Origin of the sequence: Amycolatopsis aidingensis, assembly GCF_018885265.1 — a bacterium.
GTDB classification, from domain to species: Bacteria; Actinomycetota; Actinomycetes; order Mycobacteriales; family Pseudonocardiaceae; genus Amycolatopsis; species Amycolatopsis aidingensis.
In genome coordinates, this window is the sequence record NZ_CP076538.1 from 6,811,901 (window position 1) to 6,826,874 (window position 14,974).

General features: G+C 67.2%; 20 protein-coding genes. 5 read left to right on the forward strand and 15 right to left on the reverse strand.

What is annotated here, in order from left to right; translation table 11 throughout:
* Positions 1–47: 47 nt before the first annotated feature.
* The 15 genes from rpsQ to rpsL all read right to left on the reverse strand — a co-directional run bounded on the left by rpsQ (position 48) and on the right by rpsL (position 10,206).
* Positions 48–353 (reverse strand): 30S ribosomal protein S17, encoded by a 306-nt coding sequence (gene rpsQ / locus KOI47_RS31145; RefSeq protein ID WP_216210480.1) that lies wholly within the window; start codon positions 351–353, stop codon positions 48–50.
* A complete protein-coding gene (rpmC, locus tag KOI47_RS31150) occupies positions 350–607 on the reverse strand; it encodes a 50S ribosomal protein L29 (RefSeq protein WP_141998710.1) in 258 nt (85 codons plus the stop codon). Before rpmC ends, rpsQ begins: the two co-directional genes overlap by 4 nt.
* Positions 607–1,026: a 50S ribosomal protein L16 gene (gene rplP / locus KOI47_RS31155; RefSeq protein ID WP_216210481.1), complete on the reverse strand. Its 420-nt coding sequence runs from the start codon at positions 1,024–1,026 to the stop codon at positions 607–609. Before rplP ends, rpmC begins: the two co-directional genes overlap by 1 nt.
* A gap of 3 nt (positions 1,027–1,029) precedes the next feature.
* Complete coding sequence (gene rpsC / locus KOI47_RS31160; protein ID WP_216210483.1) at positions 1,030–1,914, reverse strand: 30S ribosomal protein S3; 885 nt, start codon at positions 1,912–1,914, stop codon at positions 1,030–1,032.
* Positions 1,914–2,333, reverse strand: a complete 420-nt coding sequence (gene rplV, locus KOI47_RS31165; protein ID WP_216210485.1) for a 50S ribosomal protein L22 — start codon at positions 2,331–2,333, stop codon at positions 1,914–1,916. Before rplV ends, rpsC begins: the two co-directional genes overlap by 1 nt.
* A 27-nt stretch (positions 2,334–2,360) precedes the next feature.
* Positions 2,361–2,642, reverse strand: coding sequence for a 30S ribosomal protein S19 (rpsS, locus tag KOI47_RS31170; protein WP_130474842.1), 282 nt, complete (start codon positions 2,640–2,642; stop codon positions 2,361–2,363).
* Positions 2,643–2,660: 18 nt separating this feature from the next.
* Positions 2,661–3,494, reverse strand: coding sequence for a 50S ribosomal protein L2 (rplB, locus tag KOI47_RS31175; protein WP_216210486.1), 834 nt, complete (start codon positions 3,492–3,494; stop codon positions 2,661–2,663).
* 14 nt (positions 3,495–3,508) lie between these two features.
* Entirely contained in the window at positions 3,509–3,820 is a 312-nt protein-coding gene (gene rplW, locus KOI47_RS31180; RefSeq protein WP_216210488.1) for a 50S ribosomal protein L23, read from the reverse strand.
* Positions 3,817–4,476 (reverse strand): 50S ribosomal protein L4, encoded by a 660-nt coding sequence (gene rplD, locus KOI47_RS31185; RefSeq protein WP_216210490.1) that lies wholly within the window; start codon positions 4,474–4,476, stop codon positions 3,817–3,819. Before rplD ends, rplW begins: the two co-directional genes overlap by 4 nt.
* Positions 4,473–5,138: a 50S ribosomal protein L3 gene (gene rplC, locus KOI47_RS31190; RefSeq protein WP_216210492.1), complete on the reverse strand. Its 666-nt coding sequence runs from the start codon at positions 5,136–5,138 to the stop codon at positions 4,473–4,475. The genes rplD and rplC overlap by 4 nt, the downstream gene beginning before the upstream one ends.
* 31 nt (positions 5,139–5,169) lie before the next feature.
* Positions 5,170–5,475: a 30S ribosomal protein S10 gene (rpsJ, locus tag KOI47_RS31195; protein WP_003883485.1), complete on the reverse strand. Its 306-nt coding sequence runs from the start codon at positions 5,473–5,475 to the stop codon at positions 5,170–5,172.
* Positions 5,476–5,889: 414 nt separating this feature from the next.
* A complete protein-coding gene (gene tuf, locus KOI47_RS31200; RefSeq protein ID WP_216210495.1) occupies positions 5,890–7,083 on the reverse strand; it encodes an elongation factor Tu in 1,194 nt (397 codons plus the stop codon).
* A 116-nt stretch (positions 7,084–7,199) separates the two neighbouring features.
* Positions 7,200–9,299 carry an elongation factor G gene (gene fusA, locus KOI47_RS31205; RefSeq protein WP_216210497.1) on the reverse strand — a complete coding sequence of 700 codons (2,100 nt, stop codon included), beginning with the start codon at positions 9,297–9,299 and terminating at the stop codon, positions 7,200–7,202.
* A 60-nt stretch (positions 9,300–9,359) separates the two neighbouring features.
* Complete coding sequence (gene rpsG, locus KOI47_RS31210; RefSeq protein WP_216210500.1) at positions 9,360–9,830, reverse strand: 30S ribosomal protein S7; 471 nt, start codon at positions 9,828–9,830, stop codon at positions 9,360–9,362.
* Between the two features lies 1 nt (position 9,831).
* The gene (gene rpsL / locus KOI47_RS31215) at positions 9,832–10,206 is read right to left on the reverse strand and encodes a 30S ribosomal protein S12 (protein WP_216210502.1); all 375 of its coding nucleotides are present in this window, start codon (positions 10,204–10,206) and stop codon (positions 9,832–9,834) included.
* A 444-nt stretch (positions 10,207–10,650) separates the two neighbouring features.
* Between rpsL and KOI47_RS31220 the strand changes: the two genes are divergently transcribed.
* The 5 genes from KOI47_RS31220 to KOI47_RS31240 all read left to right on the forward strand — a co-directional run bounded on the left by KOI47_RS31220 (position 10,651) and on the right by KOI47_RS31240 (position 14,963).
* On the forward strand, positions 10,651–11,241 hold the full coding sequence (locus KOI47_RS31220; protein WP_216210504.1) for a YbaB/EbfC family nucleoid-associated protein: 591 nt from the start codon (positions 10,651–10,653) through the stop codon (positions 11,239–11,241).
* 467 nt (positions 11,242–11,708) lie between these two features.
* Positions 11,709–12,029, forward strand: a complete 321-nt coding sequence (locus KOI47_RS31225) for a type VII secretion target (protein ID WP_216210506.1) — start codon at positions 11,709–11,711, stop codon at positions 12,027–12,029.
* 34 nt (positions 12,030–12,063) lie between these two features.
* Entirely contained in the window at positions 12,064–13,200 is a 1,137-nt protein-coding gene (locus KOI47_RS31230; protein ID WP_216210509.1) for a hypothetical protein, read from the forward strand.
* A gap of 37 nt (positions 13,201–13,237) precedes the next feature.
* Positions 13,238–14,134, forward strand: a complete 897-nt coding sequence (locus KOI47_RS31235; protein ID WP_216210511.1) for a hypothetical protein — start codon at positions 13,238–13,240, stop codon at positions 14,132–14,134.
* A gap of 25 nt (positions 14,135–14,159) precedes the next feature.
* Entirely contained in the window at positions 14,160–14,963 is an 804-nt protein-coding gene (locus KOI47_RS31240) for a hypothetical protein (protein ID WP_216210513.1), read from the forward strand.
* Positions 14,964–14,974: the final 11 nt, after the last annotated feature.

The following is a 14,974-nucleotide window of genomic DNA, read 5'->3' on the forward strand; positions in this document are numbered from 1 at the left end:
GGTTCTGGATTCCCCAGCCTGGCGGAACGGAAGGGGTGTCCCCCTGCTTACTTGGCCTTCTCCACGATCCGCACCAGCCGCCAGCGCTTGGTCGCCGAGAGCGGGCGGGTCTCCATCAGGACCACGCGGTCGCCGATGCCGGCCATGTTCTCCTCGTCGTGCGCCTTGACCTTGGTGGTGGAGCGCATGACCTTCGCGTACCGCGCGTGCTTCTTGCGGTCCTCGAGCTGGACCACGATCGTCTTGTTCATCTTGTCCGAGACGACGTAGCCCTCGCGGACCTTCCGGTAGTTCCGGCCGGAATCGGCCTTCTGTACCGGCTGCTTCGCGATCTCTTCGATCTGCTCGCTCATGCGGCACCTTCACTTTCGGCTTCAGCATCGTCGGGGGAGACCGACAGGCCGAGCTCGCGCTCGCGCATCACCGTGTAGATACGCGCGATGTCGGTGCGAACCGTGCGCAGCCGGCGGTTGTTGTCCAACTGGCCCGTCGCCATCTGGAAACGGAGGTTGAACAGTTCTTCCTTCGATTCCTTCAGCCGCAGCACGAGCTCCTCCGCGGTGAGCTCGCGAAGTTCTGACGCCGCAACGCCTCCTGCTTTCGCCATCAGAACTCACCACCTTCACGGGTCACGATTCGGCACTTCATCGGCAGCTTGTGGATCGCGCGGCGCAGCGCCTCACGAGCCATGGCCTCGTTCGGGAAGCTCATCTCGAACATCACCCGGCCCGGCTTGACGTTGGCGACCCACCACTCAGGGGAGCCCTTACCGGAACCCATCCGGGTCTCCGCGGGCTTCTTGGTCAGCGGGCGGTCCGGGAAGATGTTGATCCAGATCTTCCCGCCACGCTTGATGTGCCGGGTCATGGCGATACGAGCGGACTCGATCTGCCGGTTGGTCACGTAGCTCTGCTCAAGCGCCTGGATGCCGTACTCGCCGAAGTGGACCTTCGTGCCGCCCTTGGCGGCGCCGGAGCGCTTCGGGGAGTGCTGCTTGCGGTGCTTGACCTTGCGCGGGATGAGCACTTCTCAGCCCTCCGTCTTCTCTGCCGCGTCCGGCGAGGCCACCTGCGGTGCCTGGCTGGTCGCGACGTCCGTGTCCGACTGCGCGCCGCCCTGCGCGGACGAGGACTTGTTGCCACCGGAGTCCTGCGCGGCCCGCCCGGCCTCGGTCGACGTGGCCGTGGTGCCCGAGGAACCGGAGCGGCGCGGGCGGGAGGGACGCTCCCGGCGCGGCGGGCGCTCCGCGGCCGCGGCGGCGTCCCGCGCCTCCTTGGCCTTGAGGCCACCCACCAGGTCGCCCTTGTAGATCCACACCTTCACGCCGATCCGGCCGAAGGTGGTGCGGGCCTCGAAGAAGCCGTAGTCGATGTCGGCACGCAGCGTGTGCAGCGGCACCCGGCCGTCGCGGTAGTGCTCCGAGCGGGACATCTCGGCACCGCCGAGCCTGCCACCGCACTGCACCCGGATGCCCTTGACCTGCGGCGAACGCATGGAGGTCTGGATCGCCTTGCGCATGGCGCGACGGAAAGCCACCCGGTTGGACAGCTGCTCGGCGACACCCTGCGCGACCAGCTGGGCATCGGACTCGGGGCTCTTCACCTCGAGGATGTTCAGCTGGACCTGCTTGCCGGTCAGCTTCTCCAGTGCGCCACGGATCCGGTCGGCCTCCGCGCCGCGGCGACCGATCACGATGCCGGGACGCGCGGTGTGGATGTCCACCCGCACCCGGTCCCGGGTGCGCTCGATCTCCACCTTGGAGATGCCGGCCCGCTCCATGCCGGTCGACAGCAGCTTGCGGATCTTGACGTCCTCGGCGACGTACTCCGAGTACTGCTTGTCGGCGTACCAGCGGGACTTCCAGTCCGTGGTGATCCCGAGCCGGAAGCCGTGCGGGTTGATCTTCTGGCCCACTACCGGCCACCTGCCTTCTTCTTGCCGCTCTTCTTCACGTCTGCCTTCGGCCGGGACTCGACCTCGACCGTGATGTGACTGGTCCGCTTCCGGATCCGGTACGCACGGCCCTGGGCACGCGGGCGGATCCGCTTGAGCGTCGGCCCTTCGTCCGCGTAGGCGTTCTTCACCCAGAGCGTGTCCGGGTCCAGGTCGAGGTTGTTCTCGGCATTGGCCATAGCGCTGGAGAGCACCTTGGCCAACTGGCCACTGGCCGCCTGCGGAGCGAACCGGAGCACGGCAAGGGCCTCGTTGGCGCTACGACCCTTGATCAGCTCGATCACCCGGCGCACCTTGGTCGGCGAGTCCCGGACGAAGCGAGCCCGCGCCACGGCGACCGGCAGTTCCTCTGCCGTCGCGGCGTCGTTCTGGGCGTTCATCGCTTGCTTCCTTCTCGTGTTCGGCGCTCAGCGGCGGCGCGACTTGCGGTCATCCTTGACGTGGCCCTTGAAGGTCCGCGTCGGGGCGAATTCGCCCAGCTTGTGCCCCACCATCGCCTCGGTGACGAACACCGGCACGTGCTTACGGCCGTCGTGCACCGCGATCGTGTGCCCCAGGAAGTCCGGGATGATCGTGGAGCGGCGGGACCAGGTCTTGATCACCGTCTTCTTGCCCGACTCGTTCAGCGCGTCCACCTTCTTGAGCAGGTGGTCGTCCACGAACGGGCCCTTTTTCAGGCTGCGCGGCATGTTCTCTTACCTCCCTGCTCAGCGCTTCTTGCCGGTACGCCGGCGGCGGACGATCAACTTGTCGCTCGGCTTGCGACGACGGGTGCGGCCTTCCGGCTTCCCGTTCGGGTTCACCGGGTGACGGCCACCGGAGGTCTTGCCCTCACCGCCACCGTGCGGGTGGTCCACCGGGTTCATCACCACACCGCGGACGGTCGGGCGCTTGCCCTTCCAGCGGCTGCGGCCCGCCTTGCCCCAGCTGATGTTCGAGTGCTCGGAGTTACCGACCTCACCCACGGTGGCGCGGTTGCGCACGTCCACGTTGCGGATCTCGCCCGAGGGCATCCGCAGCTGGGCGTACGGGCCGTCCTTGGCGACGAGCTGCACCCGCGCACCGGCGGAGCGGGCGATCTTCGCGCCGCCGCCGGGACGGAGCTCGATCGCGTGCACCACGGTGCCGACCGGGATGTTGCGCAGCGGCAGGTTGTTGCCCGGCTTGATGTCGGCACGCGGGCCGCTCTCAATCGGGTCGCCCTGCTTCAGCTTGTCCGGCGCGATGATGTAGCGCTTCTCGCCGTCGGCGTAGTGCAGCAGCGCGATCCGTGCGGTGCGGTTCGGGTCGTACTCGATGTGCGCGACCTTGGCCGGCACGCCGTCCTTGTCGTTGCGCCGGAAGTCGATCAGCCGGTACGCCCGCTTGTGCCCACCGCCCTTGTGCCGGGTGGTGATCTTGCCGGATGAGTTCCGGCCGCCGCTGCTGTGCAACGGACGCAGCAGCGACTTCTCCGGCTCCGTCCTGGTGATCTCGGCGAAGTCGGCAACCGAGGAGCCCCGGCGCCCCGGGGTTGTCGGCTTGTACTTGCGAATGCCCATGTCTGCTCAGTCCCTTACGCGGCGGGGCCGCCGAAGATCTCGATCGGCTTGCTCTCGGCCGAGAGCGTCACGACGGCACGCTTGGTGTCCTTGCGCTTGCCGAAGCCGTACCGGGTGCGCTTGCGCTTGCCCAGGCGGTTCAGCGTGTTCACGCTGACCACCTTGACCCCGAACACCTGCTCGACCGCGATCTTGATCTGGGTCTTGTTGGCGTCCGGGCGGACCAGGAAGGTGTACTTGTGGTCCTCGAGCAGCCCGTAGGACTTCTCGGAGATCACCGGCGCGATCAGGATGTCGCGCGGGTCGGGGATCGCCACCGAGCTCACTGCTGCTCACTCCCTTCAGCGGCGTTGCCCTTGGCGCCCTTGGCGACGAACGCATCGAACGCGGCCTTTGTGAAGACCACGTCGTCGTTGACCAGGACGTCGTAGGTGTTCAGCTGGTCCGGCGTGATCAGGTGCACGTAGGACAGGTTGCGTGCGGAGCGCCAGCCGAGCTCGTCGTCCCGGTGCAGCACCACGAGCACGCGCTTGGCCTGCGTCACCGCGGCCAGCGCCTGCTTGGCGTCCTTTGTGGAAGGCTTCTCGCCACTGACCAGTTCGGTGACCACGTGCAGCTGGCCGCAACGGGCCCGGTCGGAGAGGGCACCCCGCAGCGCGGCGGCCTTCATCTTCTTCGGGGTGCGCTGGTCGTAGCTGCGCGGCTTGGGGCCGTGCACCGTGCCACCGCCGGTGAACTGCGGGGCGCGGATCGAGCCCTGGCGGGCGCGGCCGGTGCCCTTCTGGCGGTACGGCTTCTTGCCACCACCGGAGACCTCGCCGCGGGTCTTCGTCGAGTGGGTGCCCTGGCGCGCGGCGGCCAGCTGGGCCACCACCACCTGGTGCATCAACGGCACGTTGGCCTGCACATCGAAGATCTCCCCGGGCAGCTCGACGGTGCCTTCGGCCGCACCGGCCGGCGTCTTCAGCTCGAGGCTGCTCACTTCGCACCACCCTTCTGCGGCGCCTTCGCGGCATCGCGGACGAACACCACGCCGCCCTTCGGGCCCGGTACCGCACCCTTGATCAGCAGCAGGCCGTCCTCGGCGCGCACGGCGTGCACGGTCAGGCCCTGCGTGGTGACCCGGTCGCCGCCCATCCGGCCGGCCATCCGCATGCCCTTGAACACGCGGCCGGGGCTGGCGCAGCCACCGATCGAGCCCGGCTTGCGGTGCACGGCCTGCGCACCGTGGCTGGCGCCCTGGCCGCTGAAGCCGTGCCGCTTCATCACACCCGCGAAGCCCTTGCCCTTGCTGGTGCCGGTGACGTCGACCAGAGCGCCGGTGTCGAACACCTCGACGGTGATCTCCTGGCCGACCTCGTAGGTCTCGGCGTCGTGCGTCCGCAGCTCGACGAGGTGCCGCCGGGGGGTGACACCCGCCTTGCTGAAGTGCCCGGACTCCGGCTTGTTGACCTTGCGCGGGTCGATCGCGCCGAAGGCCAACTGGACGGCCGTGTAGCCGTCGGTCTCCTGGTTGCGCACCTGGGTAACCACGTTCGGCCCGGCCTTCACGACGGTCACCGGAACAACCCGGTTGTTCTCGTCGAAGACCTGGGTCATGCCGAGCTTGGTACCCAGGATGCCCTTCACTTGCCTGTCAGACATGAGTCTCTTATCTCCGCCGCTGCGCGTGCCCTTACTGGATGTTGACGTCGACACTCGCTGGGAGGTCGATCCTCATGAGTGCGTCCACCGTCTTCGGCGTCGGGTCGAGAATGTCGATCAGACGCTTGTGCGTGCGCATTTCGAAGTGCTCGCGCGAGTCCTTGTACTTGTGCGGCGAGCGGATGACGCAGTAGACGTTCTTTTCGGTGGGCAGCGGCACCGGCCCCACCACGGAGGCGCCGGTGCGCGTGACCGTCTCGACGATCTTGCGCGCGCTAGCATCGATCGCCTCGTGGTCATAGGCCTTGAGCCGGATGCGGATCTTCTGTCCCGCCATGGTGGCAGCTCGTTCCTTCTCGTCTCTTCCGTGGCCAGTCCGAAAGGTCGGTGGTTGGCCCTGGAGTCTCGTGCCGCTTCTCACACCGGCGCGGCGTGCATTTCCTGCTCGCCTCGCGCCAGTTTCCGCACGTCAACACCCTGACCTCCGGTCCACGCGGTCGGGCGTGTCGCGCCCGGCGCACAGACCGATCCCCAGGGAAATCGCCGTGCCGTAGGTCTCTTCCGGAAGGAGCCGCCGGTGGTTTCCGAGGCCCCCGACTCGTAATCCGAGTCCTGGGCACTCGCACCAAGGTGGCCGTTTTGTCGAATCGCTCCGACGAACGGCCACCCAGTGACGAGCAACCCTAATAGTGTCGCACACCCGGATTCGCAAGCCGGACCCGGGGCTGAAGTCCCCGGGTCCGGCTCGGAATCACTTGATGATCTTGGTGACCTGTCCTGCACCGACGGTCCGGCCACCCTCACGGATGGCGAAACGCAGACCCTCGTCCATGGCGACCGGCTGGATCAGCTGGACGCTGATGTCGGTGTTGTCGCCCGGCATGACCATCTCGGTGCCCTCGGGGAGGGTCACCACGCCGGTCACGTCGGTGGTCCGGAAGTAGAACTGCGGGCGGTAGTTGTTGAAGAACGGCGTGTGCCGCCCACCCTCGTCCTTGGCCAGGATGTACACCGAGCCCTCGAACTCGGTGTGCGGGGTGGTGGTGCCGGGCTTCACGACGACCTGGCCGCGCTCGACGTCCTCCCGCTTGATGCCACGCAGCAGCAGGCCGACGTTGTCACCGGCCTGGCCGGAGTCGAGCAGCTTGCGGAACATCTCGACACCGGTGACGGTGGTCTTGGTCGACTTCTCGCGGATGCCGACGATCTCGACCTCTTCGTTGACGTTGATCTGGCCACGCTCGACGCGGCCGGTCACCACGGTGCCGCGACCGGTGATGGTGAACACGTCCTCGATCGGCATCAGGAACGGCTTGTCCAGGCTGCGCACCGGGTCCGGGACGTTCTCGTCCACGGCGTCCATCAGCTCGAGCACGGTCTGCGACCACTGCTCGTCGCCCTCGAGCGCCTTCAGGCCGGAGACCTTGATCACCGGGGCGTCGTCGCCGGGGAAGTCCTGGGAGTTCAGCAGCTCGCGAACCTCCAGCTCGACCAGCTCGATGATCTCCTCGTCGTCCACCATGTCGGCCTTGTTCAGCGCCACCACGATGTAGGGCACACCGACCTGCTTGGCCAGCAGCACGTGCTCACGGGTCTGCGGCATCGGGCCGTCGGTCGCCGCGACCACCAGGATCGCACCGTCCATCTGGGCGGCACCGGTGATCATGTTCTTGATGTAGTCCGCGTGACCGGGGGCGTCGACGTGCGCGTAGTGGCGCTTCTCGGTCTGGTACTCGACGTGCGAGATGTTGATCGTAATGCCGCGCTGCTTCTCCTCCGGGGCATTGTCGATCATGTCGAACGCCGACGCGGTGTTCAGGTCCGGGTACTTCTCGTGCAGCACCTTGGTGATCGCCGCGGTGAGCGTGGTCTTGCCGTGGTCGACGTGACCGATGGTGCCGATGTTCACGTGCGGCTTGTCCCGCTCGAACTTCGCCTTCGCCACTGGAATGTCCTCCTGGACTTTTGCTTTCCTGCCGCCGCTCGACGTGGCTGCCTTTGCGGCGGGTCATCTGGTCAGTTGTGCGGACCTGGGCGACCCGCTTTGGGTGCTACCGGAGTTTATTCCCCGGTAGCTTTCGCGATGATCTCCTTGGCGACGTTCGAAGGAACCTCACCGTAGGAGTCGAACTGCATGGAGTAGTTCGCACGACCCTGGGTCTTGGACCGCAGGTCGCCCACGTAACCGAACATCTCCGACAGCGGAACCAGAGCCTTCACGACGCGGGTGCCCGCGCGCTCGTCCATGGCCTGAACCTGGCCACGACGCGAATTCAGGTCGCCGATGACATCGCCCATGTAATCCTCGGGCGTGGTCACCTCGACGGCCATCATCGGCTCCAGCAGTACCGGGCCCGCCTTCTTCGCGGCTTCCTTCATCGCCATCGAACCGGCGACCTTGAACGCCATCTCCGAAGAGTCGACCTCGTGGTACGCACCATCCAACAAGGTGAGCTTCAACCCGACCAGCGGGTAGCCGGCCAGCACGCCGTACTGCATGGCGTCCTGGGCGCCCGCGTCGACCGACGGGATGTACTCCCGCGGCACGCGGCCACCGGTGACCTCGTTGGCGAACTCGTAGAGTGCACCGTCCGTCGTCTCCAGCGGCTCCAGCTTGATGATCACCCTGGCGAACTGACCGGAGCCACCGGTCTGCTTCTTGTGCGTGTACTCGTGCTTGTCGACCGTCTTGCGGATGGTCTCCCGGTAGGCGACCTGCGGCTTACCGATGTTCGCCTCGACCTTGAAGTCGGACTTCATCCGGTTCACCAGCACCTCGAGGTGGAGCTCACCCATCCCCTTGATGATGGTCTGGCCGGTCTCCTCGTCCTGGTTGACCTGGAAGGTCGGGTCTTCCTCGGCCAGCTTCTGGATCGCCGTCGAGAGCTTCTCCTGGTCGGCCTTCGTCTTCGGCTCGATGGCCACCTCGATGACCGGCGCGGGGAAGGTCATCGACTCAAGCACGATCGGGTTCTGCGGGTCGGCGAGGGTGTCACCGGTGGTGGTGTCCTTCAGGCCCTGCACCGCGTAGATGTGCCCGGCCTGTGCCTCGTCGACAGGGTTCTCCTTGTTGGAGTGCATCTGGAAGAGCTTCCCGACGCGCTCCTTGCGCTCCTTGGTCGCGTTCATCACCTGCGTGCCCGAGGCGACCTTGCCGGAGTAGACCCGGATGTAGGTCAGCTTGCCGTAGAACGGGTGCACCGCGACCTTGGAAACCAGCGCGGAGAACGGCTCCTGCGTGGAGGGCTTGCGGCTGGCCGGGGTCTCGCCGTCCCGCAGCAGGCCCTCGACCGGCGGCACGTCCAGCGGCGACGGCAGGTAGTCGATCACCGCGTCCAGCATGGGCTGCACGCCCTTGTTCTTGAACGCGGAGCCCGCCAGCACCGGGAAGGCGGCCCGGTCGATGGTCAGCTTGCGGATGCCGGCCTTGATCTCGTCCTGGGTCAGCTCCTCGCCACCGAAGTACTTCTCCATCAGCTCGTCGTCGGTCTCGGCGACGGCCTCGATGAGCTTGTCGCGGTACTCCGCGGCGCGGTCGGCGAGGTCGGCCGGAATGTCCTCGACCTCGTAGTCCTCGCCCTTCTTGACATCCCCGCGCCAGGTCAGCGCCTTCATCCGCACCAGGTCGACGACGCCCTCGAAGCCGCTCTCCGCGCCGATCGGCAGCTGGATGACCAGCGGGCGGGCACCGAGACGCTCCTCGATGGTCTTCACCGTGAAGTAGAAGTCCGCGCCCAGCTTGTCCATCTTGTTGACGAAGCAGATCCGGGGGACCTCGTACTTGTCGGCCTGCCGCCAGACCTGCTCGGACTGGGGCTCGACGCCCTCCTTGCCGTCGAAGACGGCGACCGCACCGTCGAGCACCCGCAGCGACCGCTCCACCTCGACGGTGAAGTCGACGTGGCCCGGGGTGTCGATGATGTTGATCTGGTAGTCGGTCCAGAAGGTGGTGGTGGCAGCCGAGGTAATGGTGATACCCCGCTTCTGCTCCTCCTCCATCCAGTCCATCGTCGCGGCGCCGTCGTGCACCTCGCCGATCTTGTAGTTGATCCCGGTGTAGTACAGGATCCGCTCGGTCGTGGTGGTCTTACCGGCGTCGATGTGGGCCATGATGCCGATGTTGCGGACCTTGTTCAGGTCGGTCAGCACGTCACGTGCCACTTCAATGTCCCCTGTCTCAAGCGTGGGGCCCTGGCTGGCTTCTGGCGCAGCCGGGCGGTGTTACCACCGGTAGTGGGCGAAGGCCTTGTTCGACTCGGCCATCTTGTGCGTGTCCTCGCGGCGCTTCACGCTGGCCCCGAGGCCGTTGCTCGCGTCGAGCAGCTCGTTCTGCAGGCGCTCGATCATGGTCTTCTCGCGGCGCTGCTGCGAGAACTTCACGATCCAGCGCAGGGCAAGGGTCGTCGAGCGACCGGGCTTGACCTCGATCGGCACCTGGTAGGTGGCGCCACCGACGCGGCGGCTCTTCACCTCGAGGGTGGGCTTCACGTTGTCGAGCGCGCGCTTCAGCGTGACAACCGGGTCGGTGCCGGTCTTCTCGCGAGCGCCTTCCAGTGCGCCGTACACGATCCGTTCGGCAAGCGAGCGCTTGCCGTCCTTCAGCACCTTGTTCACCAGCTGGGTGACCAGCGGGGAGCTGTAGACCGGATCGGAGATCAGCGGCCGCTTCGGGGCCGGACCCTTGCGGGGCATATCAGCTCTTCTCCTTCTTCGCGCCGTACCGACTGCGCGCCTGCTTGCGGTTCTTCACGCCCTGCGTGTCCAGCGAACCGCGGATGATCTTGTAACGGACGCCCGGCAGGTCCTTCACACGACCACCACGGACCAGCACCATCGAGTGCTCCTGGAGGTTGTGCCCCTCGCCGGGAATGTAGGCGGTGACCTCGATGCCACTGGTCAGCTTCACACGCGCGACCTTGCGCAGCGCCGAGTTCGGCTTCTTCGGCGTGGTCGTGTACACGCGGGTGCACACGCCGCGCCGCTGCGGGCTCCCCTTGAGCGCCGCAGTCTTCTGCTTGACAGCCTTGTCCTGGCGGCCCTTACGGACCAGCTGCTGGATCGTGGGCAATGGACCAGCTTTCTGTCGCGTCCTGCTTGTGTCTCTATCTGTCGAGCCGTCAGCGTCCCGATAGCTCTCGTTGGTGGCCTCCCCGGCCCCCGCGGTCGGGCGTGTCGGCCCGCGTCAGGATCGTGCGATCCGGTAACTTCCCGTCAGGATTTCCGAGGGACCCCGCCTGACCCCGGCCGGCAAGCCGGACACCGAGGGCATCCGACCGTGGCCGAATGGCACGCGGAGCGGCCCGACGTCTGCCGGGCACGGTCGTCAAAGATACCCGCCCGTGTTCACGGCGACCAAATCGGGGGTGGTTAATGCCGGGGCGGCCCGGCATCCAGGCGACTCCTCGTCCTCAGTCTACCGGATCGGAGCCCGCCGAGGGGGTCGATGCGTCATTCTGAGGATCAAGCGGGAAGATCGGCGCCTGATCACCAGGGCACGGCCAAGGAGGCGACCTTGTCAGCGGAGTTCGAGCAGCTCGTCGCGCAGTTCGAGCAGTTCCAGTCGAAGATGAAACGGGTCGATGACCGGTTCGCGAACATCGCGGACATGCAGGGCGAGCTGAGCCAGCTGGAGGCCGCGGCCAGCTCCCCAGACCGCTCGGTGACGGTGGTCGCCGGGCCGGGCGGTTCGGTGAAGGACATCCGGCTCACCGAGGCCGCGCTCAGGCAGCGTCCGGAGGCACTCGCCCAGACGTTGATGTCCACTCTGCAGGAAGCGGTCGCCGAGTCGGCCAGGAAGCAGGCCGGGATCGTCGACGCCCATATGGGTGACGACCTGCAGCTGACCGAGCAGGTCCTGGAGACCCAGGCCGAGGTGCTGGGCACCAGCGTGGAGGAGCTGCGGTCCAGGATGGCCGAGGCCGCTCCCACCCAGCGGGCCGCTGAGGAGGAGCGCCAGGACGACTACTCGGAACAGTCCTTCCTGCGGCCGGCCAGCCAGGGACAGGACCGCCCGGCAGCGCCGCCACCCGGCGCGGGTGGCCCGGGTGGCTCGGCCGGGGACGAGTTCCTGAAGAACCTGTTCGACGAGGACGATCGCCGCTGATCGGGATCGCTGTCGGCCATCGAACATCTACGCGGTTAATCAACCTGAGGCAACGCCGAGTGGAAGCTGGGTGAATTCCGCCAGCGGCACCGGTGCAGCGGCGGGCGGCTGTCGGGTCCCGCAGTCCTCCCCGAAGCGCCGCTCATCGCGTCCATCACCCGGCTGATCCCGGCCTGACCCCGGCGTCGGCGACCGCGGTACCCGCCAAGCACGCCGAACCGCGCCAGCCCGTGCCCACTGACTACGGTTTGCCCGCTAAACGCACTCCCAGGGGGCCGGCTGGGTACGGTTAGCCCGCGAAACGCACTCGGCGGGGTGTCGGTCGCGGATGACCGGCTGGTTGGATCATGACCCGCGCAGGCGCGCCGAACCGGATGGAACCGGGGCCTCCGCTCCCCGGTCCAAGGCACGGCCGACCGGCCAGGGCCGCGCTGGAGCGGGTGCGTACGGACGAGAGGGCAGGGCACATGAGCGGCGGATTCACGGTCAGCGAGGACGAGCTGCGCACCTACGCGCAGAAGCTCACCGGCCAGAAGGGCACCGCCGGTGAGATCGCAGGCCTCGTCGACACCGCTGACGTAGGCGACGAGTCCTGGGGCATCGTCGGGATCTTCGTCAAGGGCCAGTACACCGAGATGCTGGGCGAGCTGAAGGACCTGTTCACCGACCTGCAGAACGGGCTGCAGAACGGTGCCGACAAGTTCTCCCAGGCCGCGGACGGTTACCAGCAGCACGAAGAAGCCGTCGCCCAGCTGCTGGACGGTTTGAAGGTCCAGATCGACAACTGACCCACCGGGCAACGAAGAGGGACGAGGCAGGGACATGGCCGAGCAGGAGCACACCGCGGGCGGGGTCACCATCAAGACCGGTGAGAAGGACCTCGGCACCAAGGCGCAGGAAGCCGTGCCGCTCTACGGCAACGCGCTCAAGACGTTCGATGCCGGGTCCAAACTCACCGACGGTGCGAGTGGCTCCGAGGTCGGCGCACTGGTGGGTGAGGGCTCCGGGTTCATTCAGTCGCTGGCCGGGGCCGGGCTCGGAATCGCCACCGACCCGATCGGCTGGCTGGTCGGCCAGGGACTCAACTTCCTGATCAGCGTCGTCCAGCCGCTCGAGGACGCGATCCACTTCGTCAGCGGCGACGGCCCGGCGCTGTCCCAGGCCGCGGAGAACTTCAACGCCATCGGCCAGGGTGTCGTCGAGCTGCGGAAGACCTTCGAGGAGGAGCTGAAGAACTCGCTGCAGACCTGGGGAGGCGACGCCGCCGAGGCCGCGGGTACCAAACTGGGCGAGTTCGCCAAGGGCATTGACGGGGTAGCCGGGCAGGCCGGCGAAGTGGCCGAGTTGCTGCAGATGTCCAGCATGGTGATGACCGTCATCGAGGACTTCATCAAGGCGCTGCTCACCGAGTTCATCACCTGGTTGATCATGATCTGGATCCCGGCACTGGCCGCGGCGGTGCCGTCCTTCGGCGCGTCGACTGCCGCCGCGGGCACCGCCACCACAGCGCGGGCCGTGTCCACCGGCAGCCGGGTCACCCGGACCATCGCCAAGCTGCGCAAGCTGCTGGACGACATCATGGCCTTCCTGCGTCGCCTGAAGGCCCGGATGGGCAACGTCCGTACCGCCTTCAAGCAGGCGATGGACACCAAGCGTATGCAGCGCGGCCTCGCCGACCTCGACCTGCAGGGGGTCAGCAAGTCGCCGCTCGCGAAGCCGGTGGAGAAGCTCTACGGCTCGGACGGGATGATCGGCGGCCGGGTCAAGGACGGCTTCGGCAAGTCGATGCTCGGCCAGGTCGGTGACACCGCCGCGGCACAGGTGGGAGCAGGTACGGGCGCGAACGCCGGGGTGGACAAGGCGGCCCGTAACTACAGCAACCTGCAGAAGGGCGACGAGTACGACGACACCGGCGCCGATCAGTCCGTGGAAGAGACGCAGGGCTACCTGGACATCTGAGGCTCACGGCGGCGAACCAGCAGGATAGGGGCGGGTCATGACCGATAGTTGGCAGCTCAACCTCGGCATCCTGGTTGCCATTCTGGTGGCGATCGTGCTGCTGGTCTTCTGGCTGCGACGTCGGCTGGACAAGCGCGACCGCACCCGGCAGCTGGAGGGACTGCGCGGGCTCGCCGGTCAGGTGGGTGGTCAGGTACGCATGGGCGCTGCCGAGTCGACGCCGAGATCGTCGACCCTGCGCCCTCCGTTCGCAGGTCAGGTCGACGGCGGCTGGGTCGACGCGATGTCCACGGTGACCAAGCCCGTCTACGAGTACGCCTTGGACCTCGTACGGGGTCGTTGGCCGACGCGGGCCGCTCAGGCGCACTATCAGAAGGGGCCCGTCACCACGGCCAGCCCGGTCATCATGGGCGAGTATCGGGTCGAGATCGCGGTCTCGGACTGCCCGTCACTGAAGGTCCTGCCGGTCAACCGGGGCGAGGGCCTCGAACAGGATCTGCGGCATGGTCCTGGCCAGTGGTCGCAGGTTGCCCTGCCGCAACCGTTCTCCGGCCAGCTGCAAGCGTTCGCCAACGATCATCGATTCGCTTCAGCCACGCTGAACCAGGCCAGCCTGGACTGGCTGGCACACTACGCGGGCCAGTTCGGCACGCCACTGGCCATCGAGCAGGGCGTGCTGCACATGAGCTGGCCCGGCGAGATCGGGCCGGACAGGGTCATGCACCAGATCGACTTCCTGATCGGGTTCCTCGAGCGCACCCCGCTGCAGCCCGGGAACCCCATGGCCGCGTACGGGCCTGCCGGGAACACCTCCGGCCCGCAGGCGGCGCCGGGCGGGCAGGAATGGCGGCGGCACCTCACCCCTGCCCGTCTGTTCCAGCTGGCGGGCTTCACCGTCTTCGTCGTGCTGGTCATCGTGCTGTTCGTGACGTGACTCGGCTCGAAAGGACGATCCGGTCATGACCTTCCTTGACTATCTGCCTGGGATCATCGTCGCTGGTTACCTGGTCATGGGCATACTGCTCTGGGCAGGAGGCAAGCTCAGGGCGAAGTTGCCGGAGGAGCGGACGGATTCGTCGGCCGACGAGGACACGGCACCCGTACCGGCGACCGTCGCGTCGGGCCAGGCCGTCGGCCACTCGGGCCGCACCCGCACCTGGGCCAGGGTGTCCACCTGGGCGGGTGCCGTCGTGGGTCTGGCCACCACAGTCACCTGGCTGGTGGCCGCGCTCGACCCGAGCGACTTCGTCGCGCTCGGCGCCGTCCTGGTGGGGCTGGTCATCTTCTCGCTGATACTGGCCGCCGCGCTCGGCACGGAGTCCCGCGCCAAGAAGTTCCTCGGCACGGTGCTCACCCTGGTCCTCGCCGCCGACTTCTGGTTCGTGCTGCTCGGTCCGCTGCTCTACCTCCTCGGGTTGACCAGGGATATCAGCCTGCAGGTCACCTCAGTTTTCGAATCCAGCAGCGGGCGAACCGTCACCGACACCACGACTGTGCAGGGGACCTACACTCTGGACGGCGCGACGCATCAGGCCGATATCTGGTGGCTGGCGTGGGGCTGGCGGCCCGCCGAGGGCGAGACGATCGAGGCCGGGCTGTCTCCCGCCTGGCCGCACCAGATCTACGTAGACTCGGTCGCCGCTTGGTTCCTGGTCGCCATGGCGGTGCTGGTGCCGACGCTGCTCTGGCTCGCCTACCTCGGCACGACCCGCGGGATCAGGCGTCTTCGCCGCCCCAGCCAACCAACGGCTACCACCGGGTAGCACGCCGCCCC

Excerpts from the sequence above, each read along its gene's own strand:
- KOI47_RS31230 (WP_216210509.1), top strand. The coding sequence starts at position 12,064 with ATGGCCGAGCAGGAGCACACCGCGGGCGGGGTCACCATCAAGACCGGT.
- rplV (WP_216210485.1), bottom strand. The coding sequence starts at position 2,333 with ATGAACGCCCAGAACGACGCCGCGACGGCAGAGGAACTGCCGGTCGCC.
- KOI47_RS31235 (WP_216210511.1), top strand. The coding sequence starts at position 13,238 with ATGACCGATAGTTGGCAGCTCAACCTCGGCATCCTGGTTGCCATTCTG.
- rpsQ (WP_216210480.1), bottom strand. The coding sequence starts at position 353 with ATGAGCGAGCAGATCGAAGAGATCGCGAAGCAGCCGGTACAGAAGGCC.
- KOI47_RS31240 (WP_216210513.1), top strand. The coding sequence starts at position 14,160 with ATGACCTTCCTTGACTATCTGCCTGGGATCATCGTCGCTGGTTACCTG.
- rpsJ (WP_003883485.1), bottom strand. The coding sequence starts at position 5,475 with ATGGCGGGACAGAAGATCCGCATCCGGCTCAAGGCCTATGACCACGAG.
- rplC (WP_216210492.1), bottom strand. The coding sequence starts at position 5,138 with ATGTCTGACAGGCAAGTGAAGGGCATCCTGGGTACCAAGCTCGGCATG.
- rpmC (WP_141998710.1), bottom strand. The coding sequence starts at position 607 with ATGGCGAAAGCAGGAGGCGTTGCGGCGTCAGAACTTCGCGAGCTCACC.
- rpsS (WP_130474842.1), bottom strand. The coding sequence starts at position 2,642 with ATGCCGCGCAGCCTGAAAAAGGGCCCGTTCGTGGACGACCACCTGCTC.
- rpsG (WP_216210500.1), bottom strand. The coding sequence starts at position 9,830 with ATGCCCCGCAAGGGTCCGGCCCCGAAGCGGCCGCTGATCTCCGATCCG.
- rplB (WP_216210486.1), bottom strand. The coding sequence starts at position 3,494 with ATGGGCATTCGCAAGTACAAGCCGACAACCCCGGGGCGCCGGGGCTCC.
- KOI47_RS31225 (WP_216210506.1), top strand. The coding sequence starts at position 11,709 with ATGAGCGGCGGATTCACGGTCAGCGAGGACGAGCTGCGCACCTACGCG.